Source organism: Bradyrhizobium sp. CCGUVB1N3 (assembly GCF_024199925.1).
GTDB lineage: Bacteria > Pseudomonadota > Alphaproteobacteria > Rhizobiales > Xanthobacteraceae > Bradyrhizobium.
The window spans coordinates 7,089,932-7,116,367 of the sequence record NZ_JANADR010000001.1; the positions used below are offsets into that span (position 1 = coordinate 7,089,932).

Annotated in this window: 24 protein-coding genes and 1 pseudogene; 15 read left to right on the forward strand and 10 right to left on the reverse strand. The window is 64.3% G+C overall.

The window, feature by feature from the left end:
- The first annotated feature begins 168 nt into the window (after nucleotides 1-168).
- The 6 genes from NLM33_RS33765 (at nucleotide 169) to NLM33_RS33790 (ending at nucleotide 6,688) form a co-directional block, all read left to right on the forward strand.
- A complete protein-coding gene (locus tag NLM33_RS33765; protein ID WP_254102821.1) occupies nucleotides 169-438 on the forward strand; it encodes a GlsB/YeaQ/YmgE family stress response membrane protein in 270 nt (89 codons plus the stop codon).
- A gap of 236 nt (nucleotides 439-674) precedes the next feature.
- Nucleotides 675-2,426, forward strand: coding sequence for a type I secretion system permease/ATPase (locus NLM33_RS33770; RefSeq protein WP_254102822.1), 1,752 nt, complete (start codon nucleotides 675-677; stop codon nucleotides 2,424-2,426).
- On the forward strand, nucleotides 2,423-3,757 hold the full coding sequence (locus NLM33_RS33775; protein ID WP_254102824.1) for an HlyD family type I secretion periplasmic adaptor subunit: 1,335 nt from the start codon (nucleotides 2,423-2,425) through the stop codon (nucleotides 3,755-3,757). Before NLM33_RS33770 ends, NLM33_RS33775 begins: the two co-directional genes overlap by 4 nt.
- A 209-nt stretch (nucleotides 3,758-3,966) precedes the next feature.
- Nucleotides 3,967-5,457, forward strand: a complete 1,491-nt coding sequence (locus NLM33_RS33780) for an AMP nucleosidase (protein WP_254102826.1) — start codon at nucleotides 3,967-3,969, stop codon at nucleotides 5,455-5,457.
- Between the two features lie 156 nt (nucleotides 5,458-5,613).
- On the forward strand, nucleotides 5,614-6,258 hold the full coding sequence (locus NLM33_RS33785) for a lipopolysaccharide assembly protein LapB (protein ID WP_254102828.1): 645 nt from the start codon (nucleotides 5,614-5,616) through the stop codon (nucleotides 6,256-6,258).
- Between the two features lie 154 nt (nucleotides 6,259-6,412).
- The gene (locus NLM33_RS33790; RefSeq protein WP_254102830.1) at nucleotides 6,413-6,688 is read left to right on the forward strand and encodes a DUF1488 family protein; all 276 of its coding nucleotides are present in this window, start codon (nucleotides 6,413-6,415) and stop codon (nucleotides 6,686-6,688) included.
- Between the two features lie 155 nt (nucleotides 6,689-6,843).
- On the opposite strand, the gene NLM33_RS33795 is transcribed toward NLM33_RS33790, so the two are convergent.
- A complete protein-coding gene (locus NLM33_RS33795) occupies nucleotides 6,844-7,326 on the reverse strand; it encodes a CinA family protein (RefSeq protein ID WP_254102832.1) in 483 nt (160 codons plus the stop codon).
- A 138-nt stretch (nucleotides 7,327-7,464) separates the two neighbouring features.
- Here NLM33_RS33795 and NLM33_RS33800 point away from each other — a divergent pair, with 138 nt between their 5' ends.
- From NLM33_RS33800 to NLM33_RS33810, 3 genes are all read left to right on the forward strand, one after another.
- Nucleotides 7,465-8,523, forward strand: a complete 1,059-nt coding sequence (locus NLM33_RS33800) for an amidohydrolase family protein (protein ID WP_254102834.1) — start codon at nucleotides 7,465-7,467, stop codon at nucleotides 8,521-8,523.
- A 23-nt stretch (nucleotides 8,524-8,546) separates the two neighbouring features.
- Entirely contained in the window at nucleotides 8,547-9,659 is a 1,113-nt protein-coding gene (locus tag NLM33_RS33805) for an amidohydrolase family protein (RefSeq protein ID WP_254102836.1), read from the forward strand.
- 80 nt (nucleotides 9,660-9,739) lie between these two features.
- Complete coding sequence (locus NLM33_RS33810) at nucleotides 9,740-10,153, forward strand: Rieske (2Fe-2S) protein (RefSeq protein ID WP_254102838.1); 414 nt, start codon at nucleotides 9,740-9,742, stop codon at nucleotides 10,151-10,153.
- Between the two features lie 54 nt (nucleotides 10,154-10,207).
- Here the strand turns inward: NLM33_RS33810 and NLM33_RS33815 are convergent.
- Nucleotides 10,208-11,537: pseudogene (locus NLM33_RS33815) on the reverse strand (MFS transporter).
- A 140-nt stretch (nucleotides 11,538-11,677) separates the two neighbouring features.
- Nucleotides 11,678-12,571: a transcriptional regulator GcvA gene (locus tag NLM33_RS33820; RefSeq protein ID WP_254102840.1), complete on the reverse strand. Its 894-nt coding sequence runs from the start codon at nucleotides 12,569-12,571 to the stop codon at nucleotides 11,678-11,680.
- A 111-nt stretch (nucleotides 12,572-12,682) separates the two neighbouring features.
- Here NLM33_RS33820 and NLM33_RS33825 point away from each other — a divergent pair, with 111 nt between their 5' ends.
- Together NLM33_RS33825 and NLM33_RS33830 are read left to right on the forward strand one after the other, a co-directional pair.
- On the forward strand, nucleotides 12,683-12,886 hold the full coding sequence (locus NLM33_RS33825) for a DUF1127 domain-containing protein (RefSeq protein ID WP_254102842.1): 204 nt from the start codon (nucleotides 12,683-12,685) through the stop codon (nucleotides 12,884-12,886).
- 70 nt (nucleotides 12,887-12,956) lie between these two features.
- On the forward strand, nucleotides 12,957-13,580 hold the full coding sequence (locus NLM33_RS33830; RefSeq protein ID WP_254102844.1) for a GNAT family N-acetyltransferase: 624 nt from the start codon (nucleotides 12,957-12,959) through the stop codon (nucleotides 13,578-13,580).
- Nucleotides 13,581-13,730: 150 nt separating this feature from the next.
- Here the strand turns inward: NLM33_RS33830 and NLM33_RS33835 are convergent, their stop codons facing one another.
- A complete protein-coding gene (locus NLM33_RS33835) occupies nucleotides 13,731-14,561 on the reverse strand; it encodes an enoyl-CoA hydratase (RefSeq protein WP_254102847.1) in 831 nt (276 codons plus the stop codon).
- 119 nt (nucleotides 14,562-14,680) lie between these two features.
- Nucleotides 14,681-15,382 carry an SDR family NAD(P)-dependent oxidoreductase gene (locus tag NLM33_RS33840; protein ID WP_254102849.1) on the reverse strand — a complete coding sequence of 234 codons (702 nt, stop codon included), beginning with the start codon at nucleotides 15,380-15,382 and terminating at the stop codon, nucleotides 14,681-14,683.
- Nucleotides 15,383-15,627: 245 nt separating this feature from the next.
- Here NLM33_RS33840 and NLM33_RS33845 point away from each other — a divergent pair, with 245 nt between their 5' ends.
- Both NLM33_RS33845 and NLM33_RS33850 read left to right on the forward strand, forming a co-directional pair.
- Nucleotides 15,628-17,412, forward strand: a complete 1,785-nt coding sequence (locus tag NLM33_RS33845; RefSeq protein ID WP_254102851.1) for an acyl-CoA dehydrogenase family protein — start codon at nucleotides 15,628-15,630, stop codon at nucleotides 17,410-17,412.
- Nucleotides 17,413-17,458: 46 nt separating this feature from the next.
- Nucleotides 17,459-18,547, forward strand: coding sequence for a Zn-dependent alcohol dehydrogenase (locus tag NLM33_RS33850; protein WP_254102853.1), 1,089 nt, complete (start codon nucleotides 17,459-17,461; stop codon nucleotides 18,545-18,547).
- A 198-nt stretch (nucleotides 18,548-18,745) separates the two neighbouring features.
- Here NLM33_RS33850 and NLM33_RS33855 read toward each other — a convergent pair whose 3' ends face one another.
- The 5 genes from NLM33_RS33855 to NLM33_RS33875 form a co-directional block, all read right to left on the reverse strand.
- On the reverse strand, nucleotides 18,746-19,099 hold the full coding sequence (locus NLM33_RS33855; RefSeq protein WP_254102855.1) for a nuclear transport factor 2 family protein: 354 nt from the start codon (nucleotides 19,097-19,099) through the stop codon (nucleotides 18,746-18,748).
- A 183-nt stretch (nucleotides 19,100-19,282) separates the two neighbouring features.
- Complete coding sequence (gene mbfA, locus NLM33_RS33860) at nucleotides 19,283-20,254, reverse strand: iron exporter MbfA (RefSeq protein WP_254102857.1); 972 nt, start codon at nucleotides 20,252-20,254, stop codon at nucleotides 19,283-19,285.
- 88 nt (nucleotides 20,255-20,342) lie between these two features.
- Nucleotides 20,343-21,485 (reverse strand): alpha/beta fold hydrolase, encoded by a 1,143-nt coding sequence (locus NLM33_RS33865; RefSeq protein WP_305880497.1) that lies wholly within the window; start codon nucleotides 21,483-21,485, stop codon nucleotides 20,343-20,345.
- Nucleotides 21,486-21,650: 165 nt separating this feature from the next.
- Nucleotides 21,651-23,195 (reverse strand): acyl-CoA synthetase, encoded by a 1,545-nt coding sequence (locus tag NLM33_RS33870; protein WP_254102859.1) that lies wholly within the window; start codon nucleotides 23,193-23,195, stop codon nucleotides 21,651-21,653.
- Nucleotides 23,196-23,371: 176 nt separating this feature from the next.
- On the reverse strand, nucleotides 23,372-24,544 hold the full coding sequence (locus NLM33_RS33875; RefSeq protein ID WP_254102861.1) for an acetyl-CoA C-acetyltransferase: 1,173 nt from the start codon (nucleotides 24,542-24,544) through the stop codon (nucleotides 23,372-23,374).
- A 152-nt stretch (nucleotides 24,545-24,696) separates the two neighbouring features.
- On the opposite strand from NLM33_RS33875, the gene NLM33_RS33880 reads away from it, so the two are divergent.
- Complete coding sequence (locus tag NLM33_RS33880) at nucleotides 24,697-25,356, forward strand: TetR family transcriptional regulator (RefSeq protein WP_254102863.1); 660 nt, start codon at nucleotides 24,697-24,699, stop codon at nucleotides 25,354-25,356.
- Between the two features lie 83 nt (nucleotides 25,357-25,439).
- Nucleotides 25,440-26,198 carry an SDR family NAD(P)-dependent oxidoreductase gene (locus tag NLM33_RS33885; protein WP_254102865.1) on the forward strand — a complete coding sequence of 253 codons (759 nt, stop codon included), beginning with the start codon at nucleotides 25,440-25,442 and terminating at the stop codon, nucleotides 26,196-26,198.
- Nucleotides 26,199-26,436: the final 238 nt, after the last annotated feature.

Consider the following 26,436-nt stretch of genomic DNA (forward strand, 5'->3'; position numbering starts at 1 on the left):
CGCGTTTCACCGGGCGCATCCTGCCAAAGGCCAGTTCTACTTTGCATGGGGTTGTTTTCGACCTTTTTGTCGGAGTGAGGCCTTCGGGGAGAAGTGACGAATATTCAGTTCCCATTCATCCCCGACAGGGTTCCATGCGCCCCCATTCACGGAGAGGGACTTCGACTTATGTATATTTCTGGCCAAAGCCTGATCGTCATCCTGTTCGTCGGCCTGGTTGCCGGCTGGCTCGCTGGCAAGGTGGTACGCGGAAGCGGGTTCGGCATCATCGGTGACATCGTGATCGGCATCGCCGGCGCGTTTGTCGCGAGCTTCCTGTTCCCGCGGCTCGGCATCCATCTCGGCGTCGGGCTGATCTCGGAGATCATCTACTCCGCGATCGGCGCCATCATTCTGCTTTTGGTGGTCCGCCTGGTGCGCGGCGGCGGGCGGCTCTAGCAATCCGTTGTGAAAAACCGGCTGCCGCGGTGGCAAACTCATCGCGGCAGCCGCAAAACCGTGAAATTTCCGGATTTGCGCCGCAACGCGGCTGCGCTAGAGGTTTTGAGCCAGATTGTTGATCGACTGTCGTGCATTGGACGATCGCCACAAACGCGATATTAATCGGGGGCGAGTACCCCAAATTTAGTTTGTGAAATCAGGGGTTTTACCCCTCATCCGATGAGAAGCGACTGATGGCAGCGGTTCCCGGCTTCCGCCGTTCCGAGCTCGGTGACGCCTTGCGCGCCTGCCGCGCTGTGTTTCTCGGCGTCGGCCTGATGAGCTGCATGATCAACCTGCTCTATCTGACCGGGTCGATCTTCATGCTGGAGGTCTACGACCGGGTGCTGCCCAGCCGAAGCATCCCGACGCTGGTCGGCCTGATCATCCTCGCCGGCGGTCTCTACATCACGCAAGGCGTTCTGGACCTGATTCGCGGCCGCATCCTTGGCCGTATCGGCACCGCGCTCGACGAGGCCCTGAACAAGCGGGTGTTCGATACCATCGTGCGCCTGCCGCTTCTGGTCGGCAGCCGCAACGAAGGCCTCCAGCCCCTGCGCGACCTCGACAACGTCCGTTCCTTCCTCGGCGGCATGGGACCGAGTGCGTTCTTCGACCTGCCGTGGCTGCCGCTCTATCTCGCCATCTGCTTTGCGTTCCACGTCATGATCGGCGTCACCGCTCTGGTCGGTGCGATCATCCTGGTTGGCCTCACGCTGGTGACGGAGTTCATGTCCCGCCGGCCCGCGCGCGAGGCGACGAGCCTCGCCGCACAGCGCAACGATCTCGCCGCCTCCAGCCGCCGCAACGCCGAGGTGCTGGTCGCGATGGGCATGGCCGGCCGGCTCAACCAGCGCTGGAGCGAGGCCAACGAAAAATATCTCGCCGGCAATCAGCGCGCCAGCGATGTCGCCGGCGGTCTCGGTGCCATCGCAAAAGTTCTGCGCATGATGCTGCAATCGGCCGTGCTCGCGGTCGGCGCCTATCTCGTCATTCATCAGGAGGCGACCGCCGGCATCATCATCGCGGGCTCGATCCTCTCGGCGCGCGCGCTAGCGCCGGTCGATCTTGCGATCGCGCACTGGAAGTCCTTCGTCGCCGCGCGGCAGAGCTGGCAGCGGCTCAGCCGCCTGATGGAGCAGATTCCGGCCCAGGTGATGCCGACCCAGTTGCAGGCGCCCTCGAGCCGCCTCGCGGTTGAAGGCGTCAGCATCGTGCCGCCGGGCGATCAACGCCTCATCGTGCAGGACGTGACATTCGTGCTCAATGCCGGCATGGGCCTCGGCGTGATCGGCCCGAGCGGTTCGGGCAAATCGTCGCTGATCCGTGCGCTGGTCGGCGTCTGGCAGCCGGTGCGCGGCAAGGTGCGGCTCGACGGCGCGGCGCTCGACCAGTGGGCCTCGGACGTGCTCGGCCGCCACATCGGCTATCTGCCGCAGGACGTCGAGCTGTTCGGCGGCAGCATCGCGCAGAACATCAGCCGGTTTGATCCCGATGCGACCTCCGATGCGATCATCTCCGCTGCGAAAGAGGCCGGCGTGCATGAGATGATCATCAAGATGCGCGAGGGTTACAACACGCAGGTCGGCGAGCAGGGCACGGCATTGTCCGCCGGCCAGGCGCAGCGCGTGGCGCTGGCGCGCGCGCTCTACGGCAATCCGTTCCTGATCGTGCTCGACGAGCCCAACTCCAACCTCGATACCGAAGGCGACGAGGCCTTGACCCGCGCAATCCGCGCCGCGCGCGAGCGCGGGGCCATCGTCGTCGTCGTGGCGCACCGGCCGATCGGCGTCGAGGCGGTCGACCAGATCCTGGTGCTGCGCGACGGCCGCATGCAGGCCTTCGGCCCGAAGGAGCAGGTGCTCGCGCAGGTGCTCCAGCCGCGCGTCGCCCCGCCGGCACCGCCGATCAAGATCGTCAGCGAAGGCGGGGTGGCCAAACCATGAGCTCGATGACGATGGCGGGCACCAAGCCCGCGGCAAAGAGAAGCGTGCGGCAGTCGATCAGGTTTCACCTGCTGCTCGGCCTCGGGATCGTGCTGCTGCTCGCGGGCGGGCTCGGCGGCTGGGCTTCGACCGTGCTGATCTCCGGCGCGCTGATCGCGCCGGGGCAGATCGTCGTCGAATCCAACGTCAAGAAGGTGCAGCATCCGACCGGCGGCGTGGTCGGCGAATTGCGCGCCCGCGATGGCGACGTGGTCAAGGCCGGCGATATCGTGGTGCGGCTCGACGACACCGTCACCAAGGCGAACCTCGCCATCGTCACCAAGAACCTCGACGCCGGCCAGGCGCGCGCGGCACGGCTGCAGGCCGAGCAGCGCGGTCTCTCCAAGATCGAATTCCCGCAGGCGCTGCTCGAGCGCGCAAGCGACCCCGACGTGGCGACGCTGCTCGCCAGTGAAGGCAAATTGTTCGACGTCCGCGTCAATGGCCGTGCCGGACAGAAGGCGCAGCTTCGTGAGCGCATCCAGCAGCTCAACGAGGAAATCGAGGGCCTCAAGGCGCAGGAGACCGCCAAGGACAAGGAGATCGTGCTGGTGCAGCAGGAGCTCACCGGCGTCCGCGATCTCTATGACAAGCACTTGGTGCAGCTCTCGCGCCTGACCACGCTGGAGCGCGACTCGGCCCGTCTCAACGGCGAGCGCGCGCAGTACATCGCCTCGCGCGCCCAGGCCAAGGGCAAGATCACCGAAACCGAGCTCCAGATCATCCAGGTCGACAAGGACATGGTGAGCGAGGTCTCCAAGGATTTGCGCGAGACCAACGACAAGATCGGCGAGCTGATCGAGCGCAAGGTCACCGCCGAGGATCAGCTCCGCCGTGTCGACATCCGTGCGCCGCAGGACGGCATGGTGCTGCAATCGACCGTGCATACCGTCGGCGGCGTCGTCACCGCCGGCGATACCCTCATGCTGATCGTGCCGCAGCAGGACGATCTCCAGGTCGAGGCCAAGGTCAATCCGACCGACATCGACAAGCTCCAGGTCGGCCAGAAGACGCTGCTGCGCCTGTCCGCCTTCAACCAGCGCACCACGCCGGAGCTCAACGGCGTCGTGAGCCGCGTCTCGCCCGACGTTACCACCGACCAGCGCACCGGGCAGAGCTATTACACCATCCGCGTCTCGATGCCGCCGGCAGAGGTCGCCCGCCTCGGCGAGGTCAAGCTGATCCCCGGCATGCCGGTCGAGGCCTTCGTGCAGACCGGCGACCGCACCATGCTGTCCTACCTGATGAAGCCGCTGCACGACCAGCTGATGCGGGCGTTCCGGGAAAAGTGAGGCGAGCGGTATCGCGGGGCGCGCGAAGTGCGAACCCGGGATCGCGTGCCGCAGGTTCGGTCTCGTAGGGTGGGCAAAGGCGCAAAGCGCCGTGCCCACCGATTTCTCTCCTCATAATTGACATGGTGGGCACGCTTCGCTTTGCCCGCCCCACGCCCTACATTCTTGGTATAGTTCGAACGCAAGCAGCTACCTCCAGCGTCAGACACATGCATCACGCCCCGATCCAGACCCCGCCGGCGATCGCCACCGAAGCCTTCACCGATGCGAGCCTTGCGGTAGCCCGCCTCGAAGAGATCTACGAGCGCAACACGAAATTCCTGCGCGATCACTTCGAAGCGTATCTCAACGGTAGTCCGCCGGCGACGCGCGTACGCGCGTTCTATCCGTTCGTCCGCATCACCACAGCGACGCATGCCCGGCTTGATTCGCGCCTCGCCTATGGCTTCGTTGCCGGACCGGGCGTGCACGAGACCAGCGTGACGCGGCCGGACGTGTTCCGGACCTATCTGACCGAGCAGATCGGCCTCCTGATCAAGAATCACGGCGTGCCGGTCGAGATTGGCGAGTCCTCCGAGCCGATCCCGATTCATTTCGCCTATCGGCGGGACATCAACATCGAGGCGGCGATCAGCACGGGCGATACGGTCGGCACGCGGCTGATGCGCGACGTGTTCGACACGCCGGATCTCGCCACCATGGATGATGCGATCGCCGACGGCACGCTCGCGCTGCCACCCGGAGCGCCGGAGCCGCTGGCCCTGTTCCGCGCGGCGCGCGTCGACTATTCGCTGCGGCGGCTCTATCACTACACCGGCACCGATCCCGAGCACTTCCAGAATTTCGTGATCTTCACCAACTACCAGTTCTATGTCGATGCCTTCGTGCAGCTCTGCCAGCAGCGGCTCGCCTCGGGCGAGGACGGCATCGATGCCTTCGTCGGGCCGGGCAACGTGATCACCCGCAACGCGCGGCTCGGCGGCGGCACGAGCGGGGTGGCGCCGGAACGCGCGCCGCAGATGCCGGCTTTCCATCTCGTCGAGCCCGGCTATCAGGGCATCACCCTGATCAATATCGGCACGGGCCCCTCCAATGCGCGGAACGTCACCGACCATGTCGCGGTGCTGCGGCCTCATGCCTGGCTGATGGTCGGGCATTGCGCGGGCCTGCGCAACACGCAGCGGCTCGGCGACTACGTGCTGGCGCATGGTTACGTCCGCGAGGACCACGTGCTCGATCAGGAGCTGCCGCCCTGGGTGCCAATTCCGGCTCTTGCCGAGGTGCAGGTCGCGCTCGAGGAGGCGGTCGAGGAGGTGACGGGATTGTCCGGCTTCGAGCTCAAGCGCCTGATGCGAACCGGAACGGTGGCGAGCGTCGACAACCGCAATTGGGAGATCAGCGGCGCTTCGGTCATTCACCGTCTGTCGCAATCCCGCGCCGTTGCGCTCGACATGGAATCGGCGGCGATCGCCGCCAATGGCTATCGCTTCCGCGTTCCCTACGGCACCCTGCTGTGTGTCTCGGACAAGCCGCTGCACGGCGAGATCAAGCTCGCAGGGATGGCGAGCGCGTTCTATCGGCAGCGCGTCAGCCAGCATCTCGAGATCGGCCTGAAGGCGCTCGAACGGCTCAAGCATCAGGAATCGGAGCGCCTGCACTCGCGCAAGCTGCGCAGCTTTGCCGAGGTCGCGTTTCAGTAGCTTCAGCGTCTGATGCTGGCGCGCGATTAGGGCAGCGAAACTGTCATACGCGGCACTGACGTCTGCGTGAGCGCGCATACCGTCCGGAATATTCACCGGAGGAGCAGGGTTTACACGTCGTCCGGGGCTCCCTTGACCAAGGCCACAGGAGCAGACATGAGCAATCCTCTGATCAGGTACGTCGTGCTGGGAGCATGTGTGGTGGCGCTGTTCGCGCTGCCGGCATTCGCCCCGGTCTTTGCGGCAGGCGGTGGTGGTGGCGGAGGAGGAGGTGGTGGAGGTGGAGGCGCCGGGGGTGTTGACCCCTTTGCGAGCACTTCCGCAGGCCAGAATCGGAATACGCCGGCGCCGTCCTATCCGAATCGCTTCGGCACGAAGGCCACCCAGAAAGGCAAGAAGCCCAACAATCAGTCGAGCATCGGCGACCCGGCCTTTGCGGCTGCCTATCGCGTAGCCTACGACACGATCTACGAGCGCAACGAGTACGCCTCCGCGATCGCGCAGCTGAAGGTGCTCGGCCGCGACGACAATCCGAACGTCGCCAATCTCATCGGCTATTCCTACCGCAAGCTCGGCGACTACAAGCAGTCGCAGGTCTGGTATGAGCACGCCCTGGCGATCGATCCGAACCACGTGCTGACCTGGCAGTATTACGGCCTGTGGCAGCTCGAACAGGGCAATCGCGAGCAGGCGATGTATCACCTGGAAAGGATCGCGGCGATCTGCGGCACGAGTTGCGAGGAATACAAGTCGCTCGCGGCAGCGCTGGACAAGCCGACGGGCACGGCGCTGGTGTATTGAAGGGCTGCCTCGGGCAGTTTAGTGCCGCCTCCGTTTCTCGCGTTCCGCTAAGAGCGCCTCCCTTTCTTACCCTCCACTTCGACGGGAGGGTAAGAGTGACAAGCCGAAAAAATTTCCGCATTGTCCCGGCCGGGGGCGCGACCGGGACAATTGGATGCCGCTGACGCGCGACAAGATCATCGGCCATGACCTCGAACGTCTGGCCTTCCGCTTCACCATGCTGAATGATGGCGAAGAAGTGACGTGCCAGATCAGCGATGCCGCGATGGATGAGCTCGCGGGTATGCAGGGCACGGAGAGCAGCGCGCGCCAGGCGCAATTCCTCTCGCTGCGCGAAACCATCGAACGGATCGCGTCAGACCTCTACGACGATGCACCGCGCTTCAGGGGATATGTGGTGCGGATCTTTACCAAGCATCTGGGCAGATAGCGTGAGCACTCTCGCCGTCATCCTGAGGTGGCCGCGAAGGACGACGGACCGGCTGCATCCGCCGTTCATCCTTCGAGGCTCCCCGCGCAATGCGTTGCATCGCGCGGCTTCGCACCTCAGGATGACGGAGCAAATGGTGCGGAGGATTTGAAAGGTCACTCGTCCAAATTCGTTAGCAGCAATCGCAGCGCCGTCGCGGCAAACATTTGCATGTTTGCGAAGCGGTCGTTGCTGGCCGTCTCCAGCGTCATCACTTCGGTCGCGGGGCCGGCGATCGCCATGCAGCTATGGCCGGCGGCGTCGCCGTAGCGATTGCCGGTCGGGCCCGCCGCGCCGGTCTCGGACAGGCCCCAGTCGCAGCCGAAACGCTCGCGCATTCGTTCGGCGAGCAGTGTTGCGTAAGGCTCGGACGAGGAGCGAAAACCCTTCATGCCGTCATCCGAAATACCCATCAGCACGCGCCGCGCATCGCGCGTATAGACCACCGCGCCGCCGAGAAAGTAGGACGACGCGCCGGGCACCGCGAGCAGGCTAGCGGCAATCAGGCCGCCTGCGGAGGATTCCGCCACCGCGATGGTCTGTTTGCGCGCAATCAATTTGGCCGCGACCTGCTCCGCAATCCCCACGAGATCTTTCATCTTGCCTCTCACTCCCGACTAACCCGGCTGCGCTGTTCTAGCATATGACAGCGGCGCTGGCCGAGTTGCAGGCGGCGGGCAGGCCTGCTTGAATGGCTGCAACAAGCGGCGCGGACAAGCGCGTGAAGAGGAAGCGTCATGACGTTCCTGATCGCCGGCGGCGTGGACTGCGACGTGCACCCGGCGGTGCCGCATCTCACCAGCCTGCTGCCGTATCTGAACGATTACTGGCGCGACCAGGTGACGACGCGCGGCATGGTCGATCTGGTCTCGCAGTCCTATCCGCGGAATTCGCCGATCACGGCCCGCCCCGATTGGCGTCCGGAAACCGGAAAGCCGGGATCGAATCTCGGTGACATGCAGCGTCATGTGCTCGATCCCTTCGCGCTCAGCTACGCCATCTGCAACCCGCTCTACGGCGTGCAGCTGGTGTTTTCCGAAGACATGCAAAACGCCTTCTGCCGCGCGCTGAACGACTGGCTGGCGAAGGAATGGCTCGACCGGGAACCGCGGCTGCGCGGCTCGATCGTCATTCCCCTTCAAAATGTCGAGAAGTCGGTGGCCGAGATCGAGCGCTGCGCGGCGGACAAGCGCTTCGTGCAGGTGCTGATGCTCGTCATGGGCGATACGCCGCTGGGAAAGCGCGCGTTGTGGCCGATCTATGCGGCGGCGGAGCGGCTCAATCTCGTCGTCGGTGTCCATGCCGGTTCCGCCTATCATAATCCGCCGACAGCGGTGGGGTGGGGCTCCTATCACATCGAGGACTATGTCGGGCAGGCGCAGGCGTTCCAGATCCAGCTCACCAGCCTGATCGTCGAGGGTGTGTTCGCCCGCCATCCGCGGCTGAAGATGGTGATGCTGGAATCCGGCATCTCGTGGCTCGCGCCCTATCTCTGGCGACTGCACAAGTTCTGGCGCGGCGTGCGAATGGAGACGCCCTGGGTTGATCGCGCGCCACTGGAAATTGTGCGCAGCAACATCCGCTTTTCGTTGCAGCCGTTTGACGCGCCGCCGGATCCGGCGACATTAATTCGCCTGTTTGATCATATGCAGTCCGACGAATTAGTCCTATTCTCCACGGACTATCCGCACTGGCAATTCGACGGCCAGGACGCGCTGCCCGAAGGTCTCACCCCCGATCTCGTGCGCAAGATCATGATCGACAATCCGCACGCAACCTACCCCCGCCTGACTTAGCCGCTGCCAAAGGAGGCAAGGCGATGAATATCCAGTTCCGCGAAGCGACCGAGTCCGCATCTGCCCTGACCACCAAAACCGCAATTGCGGACTGCGATATCCACCCGGCGCGCGCGACCCGAACCGAACTCTATCCCTATCTCGCCAAACGTTGGCAGCATCATCTCGACGTCTACGGCGTGCATGCCTATCAGGGGATGATGGAGGGCCCGCCCTATCCGAAAGCCCAGCCCAACGCTTCGCGCCGCGATGCCTATCCGCCGGAAGGCGGCCCGCAAGGCTCTTCGCTCTCCTTCATGCAGCAGCAGCACCTCGATCCCAACAATGTGCAGCTGGGGGTGCTCAATCCGCTCGGCACCGGGCAGGGCATTCGCAATCACGAACTCTCGGCGGCGCTGTGCTCGGCGATCAACGACTGGCAGATCGACAAATGGACTTCGAAGGACAAGCGGCTGAAGGCCTCGATCGTCGTCGGCAATGAGGATGCGATGACGGCGGCTGCGGAGATCCGCGAGCGCGCAGGCGACAAGAACTTCGTTCAGGTGCTGCTGCTCAGCCGTAATGTCGAGCCGATCGGCCAGCGCCGTTACTGGCCGATCTATCAGGCCGCGGAAGAGGCCGGCCTCCCGGTCGGCGTGCACGCCTTCGGCTTCGGCGGCAATCCGATCACGCCCTCGGGCTGGCCGAGCTACTACATCGAGGAAATGGTGGGACATTCGCAGTGCCAGCAATCGGCGCTCGCGAGTCTGGTGCTCGAAGGCGTGTTCGAGCGCTTCCCGAAACTGAAGATGGTGATGATCGAGGCCGGCTTCGGCTGGACGCCGTCGCTCGCCTGGCGGCTCGACAAGGTCTGGCAGCGGCTGCGCAGCGAGGTGCCGCATGTGAAGCGGCCGCCGTCCGAATATATCCGCGAGCAGGTGTGGTGGACGACGCAGCCGATGGAGGATCCGGAGCGGCGCGAAGACCTGCTCGACGTCATCAAATGGATCGGCTGGGACCGGCTTCTGTTCGCGACCGACTATCCGCACTGGGACTACGACGAGCCGTCGCGCGTGCTGCCGCCCGGCGTCAGCGAAACCAACCGCGAGGCGTTTTACCTGGGCAATGCGCGGAAGCTTTATGGGATCACCGCATGATCCGAAAAAGTGGGAAGCGGTTTTTCCTCGCGACAAACGCGGAACGCGTTTGCGCGGAGATCATGTGGAAGACATAAGGCATGGCGCGACACGTGATCGCGCCGGTGGATGAACTCCCGCCCGGCACGCGCAAATTTCTGGAGATCGACGGCAGGCCGATCGCGGTCTTCAACATCAAGGGCGAGTATTTCGGCCTCTTGAATCGCTGCCCGCATCAGGGCGCGGCGCTGTGCGAGGGACCTCTGATCGGGCTCGCGCAATCCAAGGATCCGGGCGAGATCGAGTACAGCAAATTGGGGGAGATCATCCGTTGCCCCTGGCACGGCTGGGAATTCGACGTGCGCACCGGCCAATCCTACTGCGACCCCCGCCGCTTCCGCGTCAAGGCGTATCCGGCTCATGTCGAGCCGGGCGCGAGCGTCGTGAAGGGGCCGTATGTCGCCGAGACGATCCCCGTCAAGGTCGAGAGTGACTACGTGGTGGTGGAGCTTTAGCACCATTGTCATTCCGGGCTCGCCTCTTCGAGGCGCCCCGGAATGACAATATGGTTAGTGACCTGCAACCGGCTCCGCCACCGGATCGTACGTTGCCACCGCCTTGCCGCCGCCGCGATAGACGGTCGAGGCCGCGATGATGCCGAGCACGGCGGCGAACATCAGCCAGAAGCCCGGGGACGCCTTGTCGCCTGTGCGCTCGATCAGCCAGGTCGAGGCGAACGGCGTGAAGGTGCCGAACAAGGCGGCCGCGAGTGCGAAGGCGAGCGAGAAGCAGGGTGCGCACATGCGCCGGCACGATCTCGACGAGCGCACCGAGCATGGTGCCGCTGTAGACGCCGAAATAGAACGAGAACATCATCTCGACCGCGAGCAGCTTGCCGAAGGTCGGCGCGGCCACCAGCCAATGCAGCGCCGGATAGGCTGTGACCAGCGACAGGCAGGCGATGGTGAGCAGCACCGGCTTGCGGCCGATGCGGTCCGACAGTGCGCCGCCGACCGGATTCCAGATGAAGTTCGTCACCGCGACCAGCAGCGTGACCAGCAGCGCATCCTGCGTCGACAGCTTCAGCACCGTCTTGCCGAAGGTTGGCGTGTAGACCGTGACGAAATAGAACGTCGTGGTGGTGAGGATCGCGATCATCATGCCGAGGATGACGATGCGCCAGTTGGCGAGGGCCGACGAGAACACTTGCGCGGCGGTCGGATGCTTCTTCATCGCCAAAAATTCCGGCGTCTCCTGGAGCGTCCGCCGCAGGAAGAAGATCAGCGGAATGATCAGGCAGCCGACGAAGAAGGGAATGCGCCAGCCCCAGTTGGCGACGGTGTCGGCCGGCATCAGCTCGGAGAGGATGTAGCCGAGGATCGATGCCACGAAGATCGCGACCTGCTGGCTCGAGGACTGGAACGAGGTGTAGAAGCCGCGATTGCCCGGCGTCGAGATCTCCGCAAGGTAGACCGACACACCGCCGAGCTCGACGCCGGCGGAGAATCCCTGGAGCAGGCGGCCGAGCAGAACGATGATCGGCGCGGCGATGCCGATCGTCGCGTAGCTCGGGCAGAACGCGATCACGACCGTGCCCGCCGCCATGATCGCGAGCGTGACGATCAGGCCCTGGCGGCGGCCGATGCGGTCGATATAGGCCCCTAACACGATCGCGCCGACGGGGCGCATCAACGCGCCGAGCCAGAACACGCCAAAGGTGTTGAGCAGCGAAGCCGTCTCATTGGCTGCGGGGAAGAACGCCTTGCCGATCGCGGCGGCATAGAAGCCGAACAGGAAGAAATCGAACTGTTCGAGGAAATTGCCCGACGTCGCGCGCAGGATCGCGCCGATGCGCGACTTGATCTCGGGTGGATTGGTTGAAGTGGCCGGTCCAGCCATGACGCTTGCTCCCTGAAGATGTAGCCGGACCGGAACTCATTTTCACGGCAGGCGACGGATCGTGCTGCGACAATCTGTCTTACCCCTCTCGCACGAGGTTGCGGGAGTCAACCGATTTCGCCGCCGAAGTTGATGATTTTTCAGGCTTTATTCTGCGCTGCAGCGACCAACCAGTCGCGGAACGCGACCAGTTTCGGCGCCTCGCGGCGGCCGTCTGGTGCGACCAGGTAGAACCCGGCATCGGCGGGAAGTGCGATCCGGAAGGGGACCACGAGGCGGCCCTTGGCGATATCGTCCTGGACGTAGGTAGTCCGCCCCATCGCCACCCCCATGCCGTCGATCGCCGCCTGCACTGTCATGAGCGTCATGTCGAAGGTGATGCCGGGCTGCTTGGAAATGCTGGTCGATAGTCCCGCAGCCGTCAGCCACAGCCGCCAGTCGTCGCCGTTGTTGGTGTGCAGCAGCACGTGGTCTTTCAGGTCCTGAGGTGCGCGCAGCGGCTTGTCGCCCCTGAGCAGCGAGGGGCTGCACACCGGGAACAGCTCGTCCCGCATCAGCCACTCGGCGCGTACGCCCGGCCATTGGCCGCGGCCGTAACGGATCGCGGCATCGACATTGTCGCGCTGGAAATCGACCAGGCTGGTCGATGTGGTGATGCGGACGTCGATGCCGGGATGCTGCTCCTGGAAATTGGTCAGCCGCGGCAGCAGCCATTTGGCGGCGAGCGAGGCGATGGTCGAAACGGTCAGCACCTTGTCGTCGTCCTTGCGAAGCAGCCGGTCGGTCGCGAGCCTGAGGTCGTTGAAGGCGGCGCGGACGCCGGGAAGGTAGTCTCGCGCTTCGGGCGTCAGCGCCAGGGCGCGGTTCTGGCGCACGAACAGGCGGATGCCGAGCTCCTCCTCGAGCCTGCGGATCTGATGGCTGATCGCGGTCTGCGTCACGTTCAGCTCGGCCGCAGCCAGCGTGAAGCTGAGGTGGCGCGCGGCGGCCTCAAACGCCCGCAAACCGTTCAGGGAGGGCAATCTGGCAGTCATTTGGCAGCAGGATGCATGAGCTTATTTCATGCGAAAGGGTTCAAATTGTCGTTTGTCGAAACGTCAGGCAAGGCAGATATTGCGTGTGGAAGTTAGCTCCAGGAGCTGAAAATGTCTACGCTCACCGACAATTCGATGACAAATCATCATGCGCCAAGCTTGCTGTACCAGATCGGGGAGACCCTCCATGTCTGGCACGAGCGCTACCGCACCCGCAAAGAGCTGTCCCAGTGGACCACGCGTGATCTCCAGGACGTCGGTCTCTCCTGGGGTGACATTGCCTTCGAGGCTGAAAAACCCTTCTGGCGGGCCTGATTGGCCGCCCGGCCGGCGCCGCCTCAGAAGAGGGGCGCCGGCGGTCCCTTTCTCGCCGCGGGAGACTCCCATGAGCACGCTGCGCCTGGATGATCTCAAGCAATATTCGGACACGCTGCGCACCCGTCACGGGGACGCGCTCACGCTGCGCTTCGTCGAGCCGCGCGACACGGAGGAACTCCAGCACTATTTCCGCTCGCTGTCGTCCCGCTCCCGCTACAACCGTTTCTTCGGCGCGTTGAGTGAGCTGCCGAAGGCGCTGCTGCACGACTTCACCCATGTCGGCGAGCGTGAGCGCTTTAGCGTAATCGCGACCATGATGGTCGATGGATTCGAGACCGTTGTCGGCGAGGCGCGCTACGCCTTCCACGCCGAGACATCGGCCGTCGAATTCGGCCTGTCGGTCGACGACCGCTGGCAGGGCCACGGCATCGGCACGGCGCTGCTCAAAAATCTCGAATGCCGCGCGGCCGCCTTTGGAGCCGAGCACATCTTCGGCGACACGCTGCGTTCTAACGCTGTGATGGTGTCGCTGGCCCGCAAATCCGGCTTCGCCTTCGTCAATCATCCCGACGATTGGAAGCTGGTGCGGTTCGACAAGGAGATCGCCATCGAGCCGAAGGACATTCCCTGCGCAAGCTGGCGTCTCGCCGCTCTTTCCCGTCAGGCCGAAAGCCCCTCAGCCACAGCCTGACCGTACTCGAAGCCCGGTTCTGGTGAGCCAGAACCGGGCTTGTTTTTTGCCCAGATCACGCGGTGGCAGCGCCGGTAAAGTCGGTCGAGGTCGCGACCGTCAGCCCGGGCTACGAAATATCGAGCGCTTCCGAATGAACGGCGGAGCCCGTTACTTGCCCGTGAACACCGGCTTGCGTTTATCGATGAAGGCCTGCACTGCCTCCTTGTGGTCGGCCGTCGTGGTCAGGCGGATCAGCCGTCCGGCCTCGTGGTCGCGGGCGGTCTCGAAATCGAACAGCAGGGCCTCGTCGAGATTGTCCTTCATGTAGCGCAGCGCGAGCCGGGGGCCCTCGGCCAGCGATCTGGCCAGCGCGAAGGCATCCTCTTGTAATTTGTCGTCCGGCACGACGCGATTGACGAGGCCGATCGCCTCGCACCTGATGGCATCGACCTTGTCGCCCGTGAACATCAATTCGCGCGCCCGCGCCGTGCCGACGAGACGCGTGAGCAGCCAGGCGATGCCATAGTCGCCGCTGAGCGCAACGCGGGCATAGCCGGTGGTAACGAACGCCGATTGTGCGGCGATACGGATGTCGCAGGCCATGGCGATCGCAAGGCCTGCGCCGACCGCGGGGCCGGGCAGCGCCGCGATGGTCGGTTTGCGCACGGACACCAGCGCGCCGGTGAGCAACCGCTGCCGCTCCTGCAAATCGGCGACCCGGTCGTCGAAGGACATTTCGAGCTTGGCCTTGTCGCGATGCACGCCCATGCCCTTGACGTTGCCGCCGGCGCAGAAGGCTTGTCCCGCGCCGGTGATCAGGAGCGCGCCGACATTTTGATCCTCGCCGCAGGTCCGGATGATGGTGCGTAGCGCCGGCGTCAGCGTGTCCGACAGCGAATTGCGCGCCTCGGGCCGGTTCAGCGTGATCACCGCGACGCGGTCGCGAATGACGCAGAGGAGTTCGTCGGTGCCGGTGTCGATGATGGTTTCGGTGGTCATGCTTGCCTGCTCCCGTAGGGTGGGCAACGCGCAGCGTGCCCACCACTTCTGCATTCCGTGTTGATCATGAGAGGTGGGCACGGCGCTGCGCGCCTTTGCCCGCCCTACGGCAGTTCACTTCAAAACTTCTCCACCCAGGGTCGCAGCTCCATTTCCCAGGCCCAAGCGCTGCGCGGCTGTTGCAGGACGTTCCAATAGCTCTGCGCGATCGCATCGGGATCGAGCATCGAATCCGGTCTGTCCGGCGCCTCCGTGCGCGCTGCGCTGCGGATGCCGCCGTCGATGACGAAATGGGCGACATGGATGCCCTGCGGCGCCAGCTCGCGCGCCATGCTCTGCGCAAGCCCGCGCAGCGCGAACTTGCCCATCGCGAATGGCGCGGACTGCGCATAGCCCTTCACGCTCGCGGACGCGCCCGTGAACAGGATCGCGCCGTGCCTGTTGGGCAGCATGCGTTTGGCCGCCTCTTGCGCCACCAGAAAACCGCCGAAGGCGCTGACCGTGATCGACTGCGCGACATCGGCTGCGACGAGCTCAACGAACGGTCCGCGCGTCCGGCCGCTGGCGTTGTAGACCACGACGTCGGGCGTACCGATCTCTCGCGCGACGAGGCCGAACAGGCGCTCGACCTCCTCCGGTTTGGTTGCGTCGCAGACATAGGCCTTCGCGCCCGTCTCGCCGCAGAGCGCGCCGAGTTTTTCGATCTTTCGCGCGGCGAGCGCCACGCGCAGGCCTTGCGCAGACAACAGTCTTGCCAGCGAAGCGCTCAGGCCCTCGCCGGCACCGACGATGAGCGCAATGTTGTACTTGGGATGTTCCATGGTGCGATCCTCTGGGGAGCAGGAACAGCGGATCTATGCATGCTTCGCTCGAGCGACCAGCCGTGTCCACTGAGGCGGCCGATCACAATTCCGCAGGGCGGTCCAGGCCATCGCCACGCTCATGCCTCCCTGACGATTTGCGGCTTTATCCGCATCCTCGCCTGGAGCATGATCGACATCATCCCAAGCAGCAAGCACCAAAGCGGCGGAAAATGCCGCGGGACGGAAACGAAAAGAGGTCGATCATGCACAAGCCGGGCACGTCGCAGCAGGAAAGCGCCGCGGCCGAGCAGTCAGGCCTGCTTGCGCCCGATACTACAGGCATGAATTTCTACCGCGCCGATCCGACGTTGACGGACCTGTTGCGCATCCATTTGCCCGATCCGCTCTTCCGTCACATCGAGCCGCATCTCGACCGTCTCGGCGAGCTCGCCGGCGGCACTCTCGACGAATGCGCACGGCTCGCCGACCGGCATACGCCGGTGCTGCACCAGCGCGACAAGTTCGGCCGCGACGTGCAGTGGATCGAATATCATCCGGCCTATCGCGAGCTGGAGAAGGCTGCGTTCGGCGAGTTCGGCATTCACGCGCTGTCGATTCGCAAGGGCATCATGGGCTGGCCGGACAAGTATCCCGTCGTGGCCAAGCACGCCTTCACCTTCCTGTTCAACCAGACCGAATTCGGCATGGGCTGCCCGATCAATGTCACCGATGGCTGCGCCAAGCTCTTGGCGAATTTCGGCAGCGAGGCGTTGAAGGCAAAATATCTGGACGGCCTGACCCAGACCGACATGAGCAAGCTGACGCAGGGCGGCCAGTTCATGACCGAGAAGGAGGGCGGCTCGGACGTCGGCACGCTGACGACGCGCGCGGTGCAGGACGGCGATCATTGGCGGCTCACCGGCGAAAAATGGTTCTGCTCGAATGCCGACGCCAAAGTCGTGATGCTGCTTGCGCGCCCCGAGGGCGCCGGCCCCGGCACGCGCGGCGTCGGCCTGTTCCTGATGCCACGCTTCCTCGACGACGGTTCGCAAAACCACTACCGGATCGTGCGGCTGAAGGACAAGCTTGGCACTCGTTCGATGGCCTCGGGCGAGATCAAGCTCGAAGGCGCAATCGCCTATGCGGTCGGCAAGCTCGACCGCGGCTTCGTGCAGATGGCGGAGATGGTCAACTCCTCGCGGCTCTCGAATGGCGTGAAGTCGACGGCGCTGATGCGCCGCGCCTACCACGACGCGATGACGGTCGCGACCAACCGCGTGGTGTTCGGCAAGCGCATCATCGACCTGCCGCTCGGTCGGCGGCAGATGATGAAGATCCTGCTGCCGGTCGAGCAGGCGCTGTCGATGAGCTTTCTCACCGCCGACGCGCTCGACCGCGCCGAAGCCGGCAGCCAGGATGCCGCGGCGCTGCTGCGCATCCTCACGCCGACGCTGAAGTTCCGCGCCACGCGCGATGCGCGAAAGGTCTGCGGCGATGCGCTCGAGATGCGCGGCGGCATCGGCTATATCGAGGAGTTCGCCACATCGCGGCTGCTGCGTGATGCCCATCTCGGCTCGATCTGGGAAGGCACCGGCAACATCGTCGCGATCGACGCCTTGACCCGCGCGGTCGGCCGCCACGGCGCGGAGGCCGCGCTCGCGGCCGATCTGCACGCCCGGCTCGACGACAGCCCGACCGTGCCGCAAGCATGGCGCGATCGCCTGCGCGGGCTCACCGATCGCGCGGTCGGCTTCGCGCGCGAGGTCGCTGATAGCGCCGACAACGAAGCCGATGCGCGGCGCGCCACCAGCCTGCTCTATCATGTCGCAAGCGCCGTCGCGCTTGCATGGGAATCGCATCGCATCCACGAGATGCGCGGCGATGCGCGACGACTGCTGTTGTCGCGGCTCGTGATCGATCATCGGGTATCGCCAAGCGATCCGTTCCGACTCACGGAAAATCCAACCCAACAAGCCATCGTGTCGCTGCTACTGGGCGTCCGTACGGCTGCGATGGCCGAGGTTGGCGAACTGATCTTGGCAGCGTAGGCTGCGCCTCGCGTATAAACCAAAGAAAAGCGATAGGGAGTGCCCGATGAAGGCTGCCGTCCTCTACGAAGTCAACAAGCCACTCGTCATCGAGGATGTTAGCCTGCCGAAGCCGGGCCCGCGCGAGGTCCTGATCCGCACCGCGGTCGCCGGCCTCTGCCACTCCGACCTGCACTTCATGGAAGGGCTCTATCCGCATCCGCTGCCCGCGGTGCTCGGCCACGAATCGGCAGGCATCGTCGAGCAGGTCGGCTCCGATGTGACCTATGTGAAGCCGGGGGATCACGTCGTCACCTGCCTCTCCGTGTTCTGCGGCACCTGCGACAACTGCACGACGGGACGCACGGTGCTCTGCACTGACACCACGGTGAAGATGCTGCCGGGTGTCTCCGATCGGATGCAATGGTCGAAGCCGGAGAAGCTGCACCAGTTCCTCAATCTGTCATCCTTCGCCGAGCAGATGCTGGTGCATGAGAACGCGATCGTCAAAATTCGCAAGGACATGCCGCTCGAGCTTGCTGCGCTGATCGGCTGCGGCGTGATCACCGGCTATGGCGCGGTCGTGAACACCGCAAAAGTTCAGGCTGGCGAGACCGTGGCGGTGATCGGCTGCGGCGGCGTCGGCATGGCCGCGATCAACGGCGCCGAGATTGCGGGTGCCGGTCGCATCATCGCGATCGATACCAACCCGGCCAAACTCCAGCTCGCGACCAAGCTCGGCGCCACCGACATCATCAATCCCGCCGACGGCGACGTGGTGAAGCAGGTGCGCGACCTCACCAATGGCGGCGTGCATCATTCCTTCGAGGTGCTCGGTCGCAAGGAAACCGCGGAGCAGGCGTTCGGCATGCTCGCCTCCGGCGGCACAGCGACGATCGTCGGCATGATCCCGTTCGGGCAGAAGATCGAGCTTCACGGCTTCGACTTCCTGCGCGAGCGCAAGATCCAGGGCTCGTCGATGGGCTCGAACCACTTCCGCGTCGACATGCCGCGCCTGGTCGAGTTCTACCTGCGCGGCCGCTTGCACCTGGAGGACTGGATCTCGGCCAAGCTGAAGCTTTCCGAGATCAACGAAGGCTTCGCCAACATGAAAGCCGGCAAGACGCTGCGCAGCGTGATCATGTTTGATAGTTAGGCAACGATCTCTAGCGTCGCTCCTCAGTCAGGCGTCATCGCCCGCGAAGGCGGGCGATCCTGTATTCCAGAGGCGACGACGAATACGGAGAGGCTGCCGCGTACTGGATGTCCCGCCTTCGCGGGGCATGACAGCGGAGATTGTGTGGGCGATGTGCTCGCCTCACCGTGATACGTTGCCCTCGCGGCATCACCCGCCTCACCGCGACACGTGCGCCGACACCGCGAGCCATTTTCCGTTCTGCCTGGCCCAGCAGTCGGTATAGCGGCCGGTGGCCTGCTGGCCGTCCGCCGTGGTGTAGCTGGTGGCGCCGTGGATGATGGCGAAGTCGCCCATGATGCGAATTCTGACGTCGTGCTCCCTGAGATTCCGGATCGCGATCGGCTGCGCCGTCTGCCTCAAAAAGCCGGCGCGGTCGACCAGCGTCTTGTCGGGATTGGTGCAGTAGAACTCGGGCGCCAGGATCTCGTCGAAGCGCTTGACGTCGCAATTCTGCACGGATGCGACGTAGTCGCGGTTGAGCGCGGTGAGCTGTCCCAGATCCTTGCTCATGTGGTTCCTCTACTTTCCGCGGCGCGAAAGCGCGAACCCGCAATCCCGAACTTGTCAGCGTCATTTCGGGTTCAGCCCTGCCGGCCGTTCCGGAATAACGCGCTGCTGTCTAATCATCTAACATGAACGGCGGTATGAAGCCGCCGAATTCCCGCTCTTCGCGAGCGATGACCGAGAGCGACGCTACGCCGCCCCGATCAATATTCCGACTCCGAGCACGATGGCGCCGCCGAGCACGATCTGGAACACCGCCTGCAGGAAAGGCGTATCCATGTAGCGCGCGCGGATGAAGGCGATCGCCCATAATTCGAAGAACACGACGACGCAGGCGATCGCGGTCGCGATCCAGAACGCATTGGGCCAGGAGTCCGGGACGAGATAGGGCATGGTGTGGCCGAGGCCGCCGAGCGTCGTCATCAAGCCGCAGGTGACGCCGCGCAGCCAGGGCGAGCCGCGACCGGTGAGCGAGCCGTCGTCCGAGAGGGCCTCCGCAAAGCCCATGCTGATGCCGGCGCCGATCGAGGCGGCGAGCCCAACCAGAAACGTCTGCCAGTTCTGATGCGTGGCGAAGGCGGCTGCGAACAGCGGTGCCAGCGTCGAGACCGAGCCGTCCATCAGGCCGGCGAGGCCCGGCTGCACATATTGCAGCACGAACATGCGGCGGCGCGTGCGGTCTTCCTCTGCGCGCACGTCGGGCTTGAGAATCTCGTCCGTCAGCTTGGCGGCGGTGTTCTCGTGATGCTTCTCCTCCTCGGCGAGATCGCCGAGCAGGCGGCGCACGCCGACATCCTCGGCCTGCTCGGCGGCGCGCGCGTAAAACCGCTCGGCCTCGAGCTCCATGGTCTCGACCTCTTTCCGGATCGTGTCGAGCGGCAGGTTCTTGGTCAGCCAGATCGGGCGGCGGCGCAGGAAGCCCCGGACGTCATCGCGGCGGATCGGCGGCAGATGCGGGCCGAAGCGTTCTTCGTAGAGCTGAAGCAGGCGATGGCGGTGGCCGCGTTCCTCCTCGGCCATCTGCTCGAAGATCTTGGCCGAGTCCGGATAGCGCTCCTTCAGGTCCTCGGCGAAGGTCATGTAGATGCGGCTGTCTTCCTCCTCGGAGGAAATCGCAACCGCGAGCACCTCTCGCTCGGTCAGATCGGCAAAATTCTTCACGGACGCGTCCCAGTCAATTTAGAATGGTTCTAAATTGTTATAGAGCGCGCCGGTTTCGGGGTCAAATCATGCTGCGTGAGGCTTGGTCTCAGCGGGTCTTGGCGAGAAACGCGATCAACAGCCGGCTCACCTCGGCGGGCTGCTCCTGCTGCACCCAATGTCCGGCGCCGTCGACGAGATGGCAGCCGAGCATGTTGGTACAGGCGAGGGCCTGCATCGCCTCGAACACGCCGGGGCGCTGATAGGTGCCCCAATCCTGCTTGCCGGAGATGAAGCAGGACGGCACGTCGATCGTGCGGCCCGCGAACAGTTGCAATTCGTTATTGAAAGCGCCCGACGTGCCGCAGCGATACCATTGCAGCCCGCCCTGGAATCCAGTGCGGCCATATTCGGCGCTGTAATAGGCCAGCTCGCGATCCGGCAGCCACTGGTTGGCGGCGATCTCGGCTCGCGAGGGCATCTCCTTCGCGACCGTGTGCGACATGGTCTCGTCGAGATCCATCACGTAGTAGGTCGGCAGCTTTGCGAGCTCGCCTGCGGACCAGGATTTCAGCGGATAGGGCTTGTTGTCTTTCCAGTCCGCGCTCTTGTGATGATAGTAGGCGCGCAGAAAATCGTGCACGCCCTGTGGCGCGCGGTGCATGTCGGTATTCGCCTCGCGTGTCGAATAGTACCACTGGTAATGCTTGCGCGGCCGCGGCAGCGCGACCAGCTCGCGGTGCACCGGATCATCGCTCGGCGGAGCCGCCGGCTTGTCGACTGCGTTGAACGGCAAGGGCGGCGGCCCGCCGAACGGCGCGCTCATCATCGCCACGGAGCGGAACACGTCGGGCCGCATCAGCGCGCACCAGGACGCAACCGGACTGCCGAAATCATGCCCGATCACGTCGACGTGCCGGTAGCCGAACGCCGACACCAGCCCGAGCGCGTCGTGCACCAGGTTGAACAGCCGGAAGGGCGCGAGATCGCCGTCGTAGTCCGCCTGCCATCCGGTGGTGCGCCCATAGCCGCGCTGGTCCGGCGCGATCACGTGATAGCCGGCCTCGCTGAGCGCCGGCATCACCTTGCGCCAGGAGAAGGCGAGCTCCGGGAAGCCGTGCAGTAGCAGCACGCAGGGCCGTCCCCGCGTCTCGAAGCCGGCTTCGAGCACGTGCATGCGCAGGCCGTTGATGCCGTCGACGTAGCGCGAGCGGATGCCGGCGGGCAGAGGGATGTCGGGGAGAGATGTCATGGCGCGTCTCGCTTTCTCGTGCCCCGGACGCAGCGCGGCATGCAATGACGCGCTGCTGAGCCGGGGCCCAGCCCGTCGACACTACACAAGAAATCATCGTGGGTCCCGGCTCTGCGGCGCACCGTGAAGACACGCTGCGCCGCGTCCGGGACACGAGAGGCGATCCTAAATCTTCGCCGCCGTCTTCGGCCAATACCTGTCGCGCAAATGGCGCTTGACCAGCTTGCCGGTGGGAGTGCGCGGCAGCTCGGCCTCGAAATCGATCGAGCGTGGGCATTTGAGGGCGGAGAGGCGGGTCTTGCAGTAGGCGATCAGGTCGGCTTCGAGCTCCCTGCCGGCGCGACTCATGTCGTGCGGCTGCACGACCGCCTTCACCTCTTCGCCCATCTCCTCGTTCGGTACGCCGAACACGGCGACGTCGGCGACATCGGGATGGCTGATCAGCACGTCCTCGGTCTCCTGCGGATAGATGTTCACTCCGCCCGAGATGATCATGTAGGACTTGCGGTCGGTGAGATAGAGGAAGCCGTCCTTGTCGAGATAGCCGACATCACCGAGCGTCGACCAGCCCTTGGCGTTATAGGCCTTCTTCGTCTTCTCGGGATCGTTGTGATAGGTGAAGACTGGCGCGTCGGCGAAATACACTGTGCCAATCTCGCCAACCGGCTGCTCCTCGTCGTTCTCGTCCAAAATCTTGATCTTGCCCACCACCGCGCGGCCCACGCTGCCGCGGTGCTCGAGCCATTGTGTGGAGTTGCAGACGGTGACGCCGTTACCTTCCGAGCCCGCGTAGTATTCGATCAGGATCGGCCCCCACCATTCGATCATCTTGGCCTTGACGTCGGCCGGGCAGGGAGCCGCGGCGTGGATCGCGCCCTTGAGCGTGGAGACATTGTACTTCGCGCGGGTCTCGTCCGGCAGCTTGAGCATGCGCACGAACATGGTCGGGACGAGTTGCGACTGCGTCACCTTGTATTTCTCGACCAGCTTCAAGAACTCCTCGGCGTCGAAATGCTCCATGATGATCGAGGTGCCGCCGAGCACGATCGCCATCATGTTGAAACGCAAGGGAGCTGCGTGATAGAGCGGGGCGGGTGACAGATAAGTGGTCCCGGGATTCATGCCGCACATGTCGGCGCAGAGCACGCGCAGGAAGGCGTTTGGCTCGTCGATGGACTTGCCCTCGAAGGCCTTCTTGATGCCTTTCGGGCGGCCGGTCGTGCCCGACGAATACAGCATGTCGTAGCCGGCGACCTCGTCCGCGATCGACGTCGCCGGCTGAGCCGCGGCTTCCTTGTCGTAGGAGCGGAAGCCGGGCAGCGGCTCATCCATTATGTAGAAGATGGGCTCGCCGGCTGCGCCCTTGATCAACCCCTTGATCTGGTCGGCGCATTTCGGCGTGGTGATGACGACCTTGGCGCCACAGTCTTTGACGATGTAGTCGATCTCGTCCTGCTTCAGATAACGGCTGATCGCGGTGTAGTAGAGCCCGCTGCGCTGCGCGGCCCAGCAGATCTCCATGAAAGCGAGGCGGTTCTCCATCAAGAGCGCGATGTGATCGCCGGCCCTAAGCCCCAGCGAGCGGAAGAGCTGCGCGCCCTGGTTCGAGAGCTCGTCGAGCTCGCGATAGGTGATCGCCTTGCCGGTTCCGGCCATCTGATAGGCGATCTTGTCGGGCGTGGTGCGGGCGTAGACGGAGGGGTGAGTCATCGCGGAGGTCCCAAGGCAAATGAGATGTCGTCCCGGCGAAGGCCGGGACCCATAACCACAGGGCGTAGTTTAGCGGATAATCGTCGTTCGGTACTGCGACCAACCACGGTCGATGGACTTCGCGGTATGGGTCCCGGCCTTCGCCGGGACGACACCGTTAGTGTGGCCGCAACGGCTTACAGCCGCTCCACGATCGTGACGTTCGCCATGCCGGCGCCTTCGCACATGGTCTGGAGGCCGTAGCGCTTGCCACGTTGCTTCAGCGCATGGACCAGCGTCGTCATCAGCTTGGTGCCGGAGCCGCCGAGGGGATGGCCGAGCGCGATCGCGCCGCCATTGACGTTGAGGCGGGCGGGATCGGCGCCGGTGGTCTTCAGCCACGCGGTCGGAACCGAGGCGAAGGCCTCGTTGACCTCGAACAGGTCGATATCGTCGATTCCCATGCCGGTCTTCTCCAGCGCGCGCTTGGTGGCGTGCAGCGGTGCGTCCAGCATGATGACGGGATCGCCGCCCATCATGGTCATGTGATGCACGCGCGCGAGCGGCTTGACGCCGAGCGATTTGAGGCCGCGTTCGTTCACCACCATCACGCCGGAGGCGCCGTCGCAGATCTGGCTGGCGCTCGCCGCCGTCAGCCTGCCGTTCTCGGCGATCAGCTTGACGCTCCTGATGCCATCGAGGCTGGCGTCGAAGCGGATGCCTTCGTCGATGTGATGGGCGTCCTTCGAGCCGTCGGCACGGGTGATCTCGAGCGGCACGATCTCGTCCTTGAAATGGCCTCCTTGCGTCGCCGCAATCGCGCGCTGATGGCTGTTGTAGGAGTATTCGTCGAGTTCATCCTTGGAGAGGCCGTACTTCTCGGCCATCATCTCCGCGCCGGTGAACTGGCTGAACACGATGTTCGGATAGCGCTGCTCGATGCCCGGGCTCTTGTAATGGCCAAAGCCGTTCTTGGCCGCGAGTTGCGAGGAGAGGCCCATCGGCACGCGCGTCATCGATTCCACGCCGGCCGCGATCACCACGTCCATCGCGCCGGACATCACGGCTTGGGCAGCGAAATGCAGCGCCTGCTGCGAGGAGCCGCACTGCCGGTCGATCGAGGTGCCCGGCACGCTCTCCGGCAGTTTCGAGGCCATGATCGCGTTGCGCGCGACGTTGTTGGACTGCTCGCCGACCTGCATCACGCAGCCCATGATGACGTCCTCGACCTGCGCCGGATCGACCTTGGCGCGGTCGACCAACTCGTCCAGCACTTTTGCGGCGAGATCGGCCGGATGCCAGCCGGCGAGGCGGCCCCCCTTGCGCCCGCCGGCGGTTCGCGCGGCGGCGACGATGTAAGCCTCGGCCATCTCGGTTTCTCCCTGAATTCTTTTGAATGGTTGGTTGTCGGGGGCGGATTAAAGGGGTCGACGATGATTTAGTCAATCGATCAATTAACTCTTGTGGGGAGGCGCTGCATGCGCTTATCTGCGCGCCTCTCGAGGCCAGATCAGGGATCTCCGTGACTACCAGCGTACCGAGCAGGCTTCCGAGCGGCAAAAATTCTACGGCGGAGAAGCTGCTGGTGGCCGCGAGCGAGCTGATGATCGAGCGCTCCTCGATCGAGATTTCGCTCAGCGACATCGCCCAGAAGTCCGGCGCCAACGCCGCGCTGGTCAAATATCACTTCGGCAACAAGGACGGCCTGTTGCTGGCGCTGCTCGCGCGCGATGCCGGGACCGAGCTGTCGAACCTCGAATATCTCCTGGTGCAGCCGATCACGCCGACCGCGAAGCTGAGGCTGCACATCGGCGGGATCATCCGCGCCTATCACCGGTTCCCCTACATGAACCGGCTGATCCACTATCTCCTGCATGAGAGCACGGCAGAGTCTGCCGACGAGGTCTCAAAATTCTTCGTCGCGCCGCTGCTCGACTTTCATCGCCGTCTGCTCGCCGAGGGCGTCAGCCGCGGCGAGTTCCGCGTCACTGATCCCGTGCTGTTCTACACCAGCCTGATCGGCGCCTGCGATCACCTGTTCTTCGGCCGGCACGCGATGTCTCGCGCGACCGGCGTCGGCCCGGTCACCGACGAAGTCTGCCGGCAATACATCAAGCACATGGAAACGCTGATCTGCGGCGGCATCCTCACGCAAGCCGAGGAAGCAGCCGCGGCCGGATAATCGGCCCAAAACGTTCAAGAGAGACGTTCAAGTCCAAAGACGTTCAAGTCCAGAGAAGAAACGCCCAAGGAAAGGTACTAGCGATGCAGTTGAAGGATGTTGCCGTTCTCATCACCGGCGGTGGCTCGGGCCTGGGCGCCGCGACCGCCCGCGCCATGGCGGCCAAGGGCGCCAGGATCGGCGTGATCGACCAGAGCAAGGAGAATGCCGAGAAGGTCGCGGCGGAAGTGAAGGGCGTCGCGCTGCATGCCGACGTCACCGACGAGGATGGCATCAAGGCGGCCATCGCCAAGGCGGAAGCCGCGCACGGCATTGCGCGCGTGCTGATGAACTGCGCCGGCATCGGCGGCTCGCAGCGCATCGTCGGCAAGGATGGCGTCTATCCGCTGGCGAAATTCGCGCGCATCATCAACGTCAACCTGATCGGCACCTTCAACTGCCTGCGCCTGTTCGCCGAGCGTCTCGTCACGGCAGAACCCATTGGTGAAGAGCGTGGCGTCATCATCAACACGGCGTCCGTTGCGGCCTATGAAGGCCAGATCGGCCAGATCGCGTATTCGGCCTCAAAAGGCGGCGTCGTCGGCCTGACGCTGCCAGCCGCGCGCGACCTTGCGAGCCAGAAGATCCGCGTCAACACCATTGCGCCCGGCCTGTTCTTCACGCCGCTGCTGATGGGGTTGAGCGAAGAGGCACTGAAGAGCCTTGGCTCCCAGGTGCCGCATCCCTCGCGTCTCGGCGATGCCGCCGAATACGGCGCGCTCGCCGTGCACATCGTCGAGAACGCGATGCTCAACGGCGAGACCATCCGCCTCGACGGCGCCATCCGCATGGCGCCGAGGTAAGGCTCTTCTTTCCTTCTCCCCTTGTGGGAGAAGGTGGCGCGCTTTGGAGCGCAATTGCGCTCCTGAGCGCGCCGGATGAGGGGTCTCTATCCGTGGAGACAAACCCCTCACCCAAGTGAACTTTTGGCTCACAGCGATCATGCCCTCTCCCACAAGGGGAGAGGGCACAGCAATCGGCACCTCGTTCCGCAGGTGCAGGAAGATCACTTCCTCGATAAGCGAAAGCCTGTCTATATCA

Coding starts and splice junctions, on each gene's coding strand:
- NLM33_RS33795 (WP_254102832.1), bottom strand. CDS start 7,326: ATGAAAGATCTCGTGGGGATTGCGGAGCAGGTCGCGGCCAAATTGATT.
- NLM33_RS33810 (WP_254102838.1), top strand. CDS start 9,740: ATGGCGCGACACGTGATCGCGCCGGTGGATGAACTCCCGCCCGGCACG.
- NLM33_RS33790 (WP_254102830.1), top strand. CDS start 6,413: ATGCCGCTGACGCGCGACAAGATCATCGGCCATGACCTCGAACGTCTG.
- NLM33_RS33785 (WP_254102828.1), top strand. CDS start 5,614: ATGAGCAATCCTCTGATCAGGTACGTCGTGCTGGGAGCATGTGTGGTG.
- NLM33_RS33850 (WP_254102853.1), top strand. CDS start 17,459: ATGAAGGCTGCCGTCCTCTACGAAGTCAACAAGCCACTCGTCATCGAG.
- NLM33_RS33840 (WP_254102849.1), bottom strand. CDS start 15,382: ATGGAACATCCCAAGTACAACATTGCGCTCATCGTCGGTGCCGGCGAG.
- NLM33_RS33765 (WP_254102821.1), top strand. CDS start 169: ATGTATATTTCTGGCCAAAGCCTGATCGTCATCCTGTTCGTCGGCCTG.
- NLM33_RS33775 (WP_254102824.1), top strand. CDS start 2,423: ATGAGCTCGATGACGATGGCGGGCACCAAGCCCGCGGCAAAGAGAAGC.
- NLM33_RS33835 (WP_254102847.1), bottom strand. CDS start 14,561: ATGACCACCGAAACCATCATCGACACCGGCACCGACGAACTCCTCTGC.
- NLM33_RS33885 (WP_254102865.1), top strand. CDS start 25,440: ATGCAGTTGAAGGATGTTGCCGTTCTCATCACCGGCGGTGGCTCGGGC.
- NLM33_RS33830 (WP_254102844.1), top strand. CDS start 12,957: ATGAGCACGCTGCGCCTGGATGATCTCAAGCAATATTCGGACACGCTG.
- NLM33_RS33875 (WP_254102861.1), bottom strand. CDS start 24,544: ATGGCCGAGGCTTACATCGTCGCCGCCGCGCGAACCGCCGGCGGGCGC.
- NLM33_RS33870 (WP_254102859.1), bottom strand. CDS start 23,195: ATGACTCACCCCTCCGTCTACGCCCGCACCACGCCCGACAAGATCGCC.
- NLM33_RS33820 (WP_254102840.1), bottom strand. CDS start 12,571: ATGACTGCCAGATTGCCCTCCCTGAACGGTTTGCGGGCGTTTGAGGCC.
- NLM33_RS33865 (WP_305880497.1), bottom strand. CDS start 21,485: ATGACATCTCTCCCCGACATCCCTCTGCCCGCCGGCATCCGCTCGCGC.
- NLM33_RS33800 (WP_254102834.1), top strand. CDS start 7,465: ATGACGTTCCTGATCGCCGGCGGCGTGGACTGCGACGTGCACCCGGCG.
- NLM33_RS33780 (WP_254102826.1), top strand. CDS start 3,967: ATGCATCACGCCCCGATCCAGACCCCGCCGGCGATCGCCACCGAAGCC.
- NLM33_RS33805 (WP_254102836.1), top strand. CDS start 8,547: ATGAATATCCAGTTCCGCGAAGCGACCGAGTCCGCATCTGCCCTGACC.
- NLM33_RS33825 (WP_254102842.1), top strand. CDS start 12,683: ATGTCTACGCTCACCGACAATTCGATGACAAATCATCATGCGCCAAGC.
- NLM33_RS33845 (WP_254102851.1), top strand. CDS start 15,628: ATGCACAAGCCGGGCACGTCGCAGCAGGAAAGCGCCGCGGCCGAGCAG.
- NLM33_RS33770 (WP_254102822.1), top strand. CDS start 675: ATGGCAGCGGTTCCCGGCTTCCGCCGTTCCGAGCTCGGTGACGCCTTG.
- NLM33_RS33855 (WP_254102855.1), bottom strand. CDS start 19,099: ATGAGCAAGGATCTGGGACAGCTCACCGCGCTCAACCGCGACTACGTC.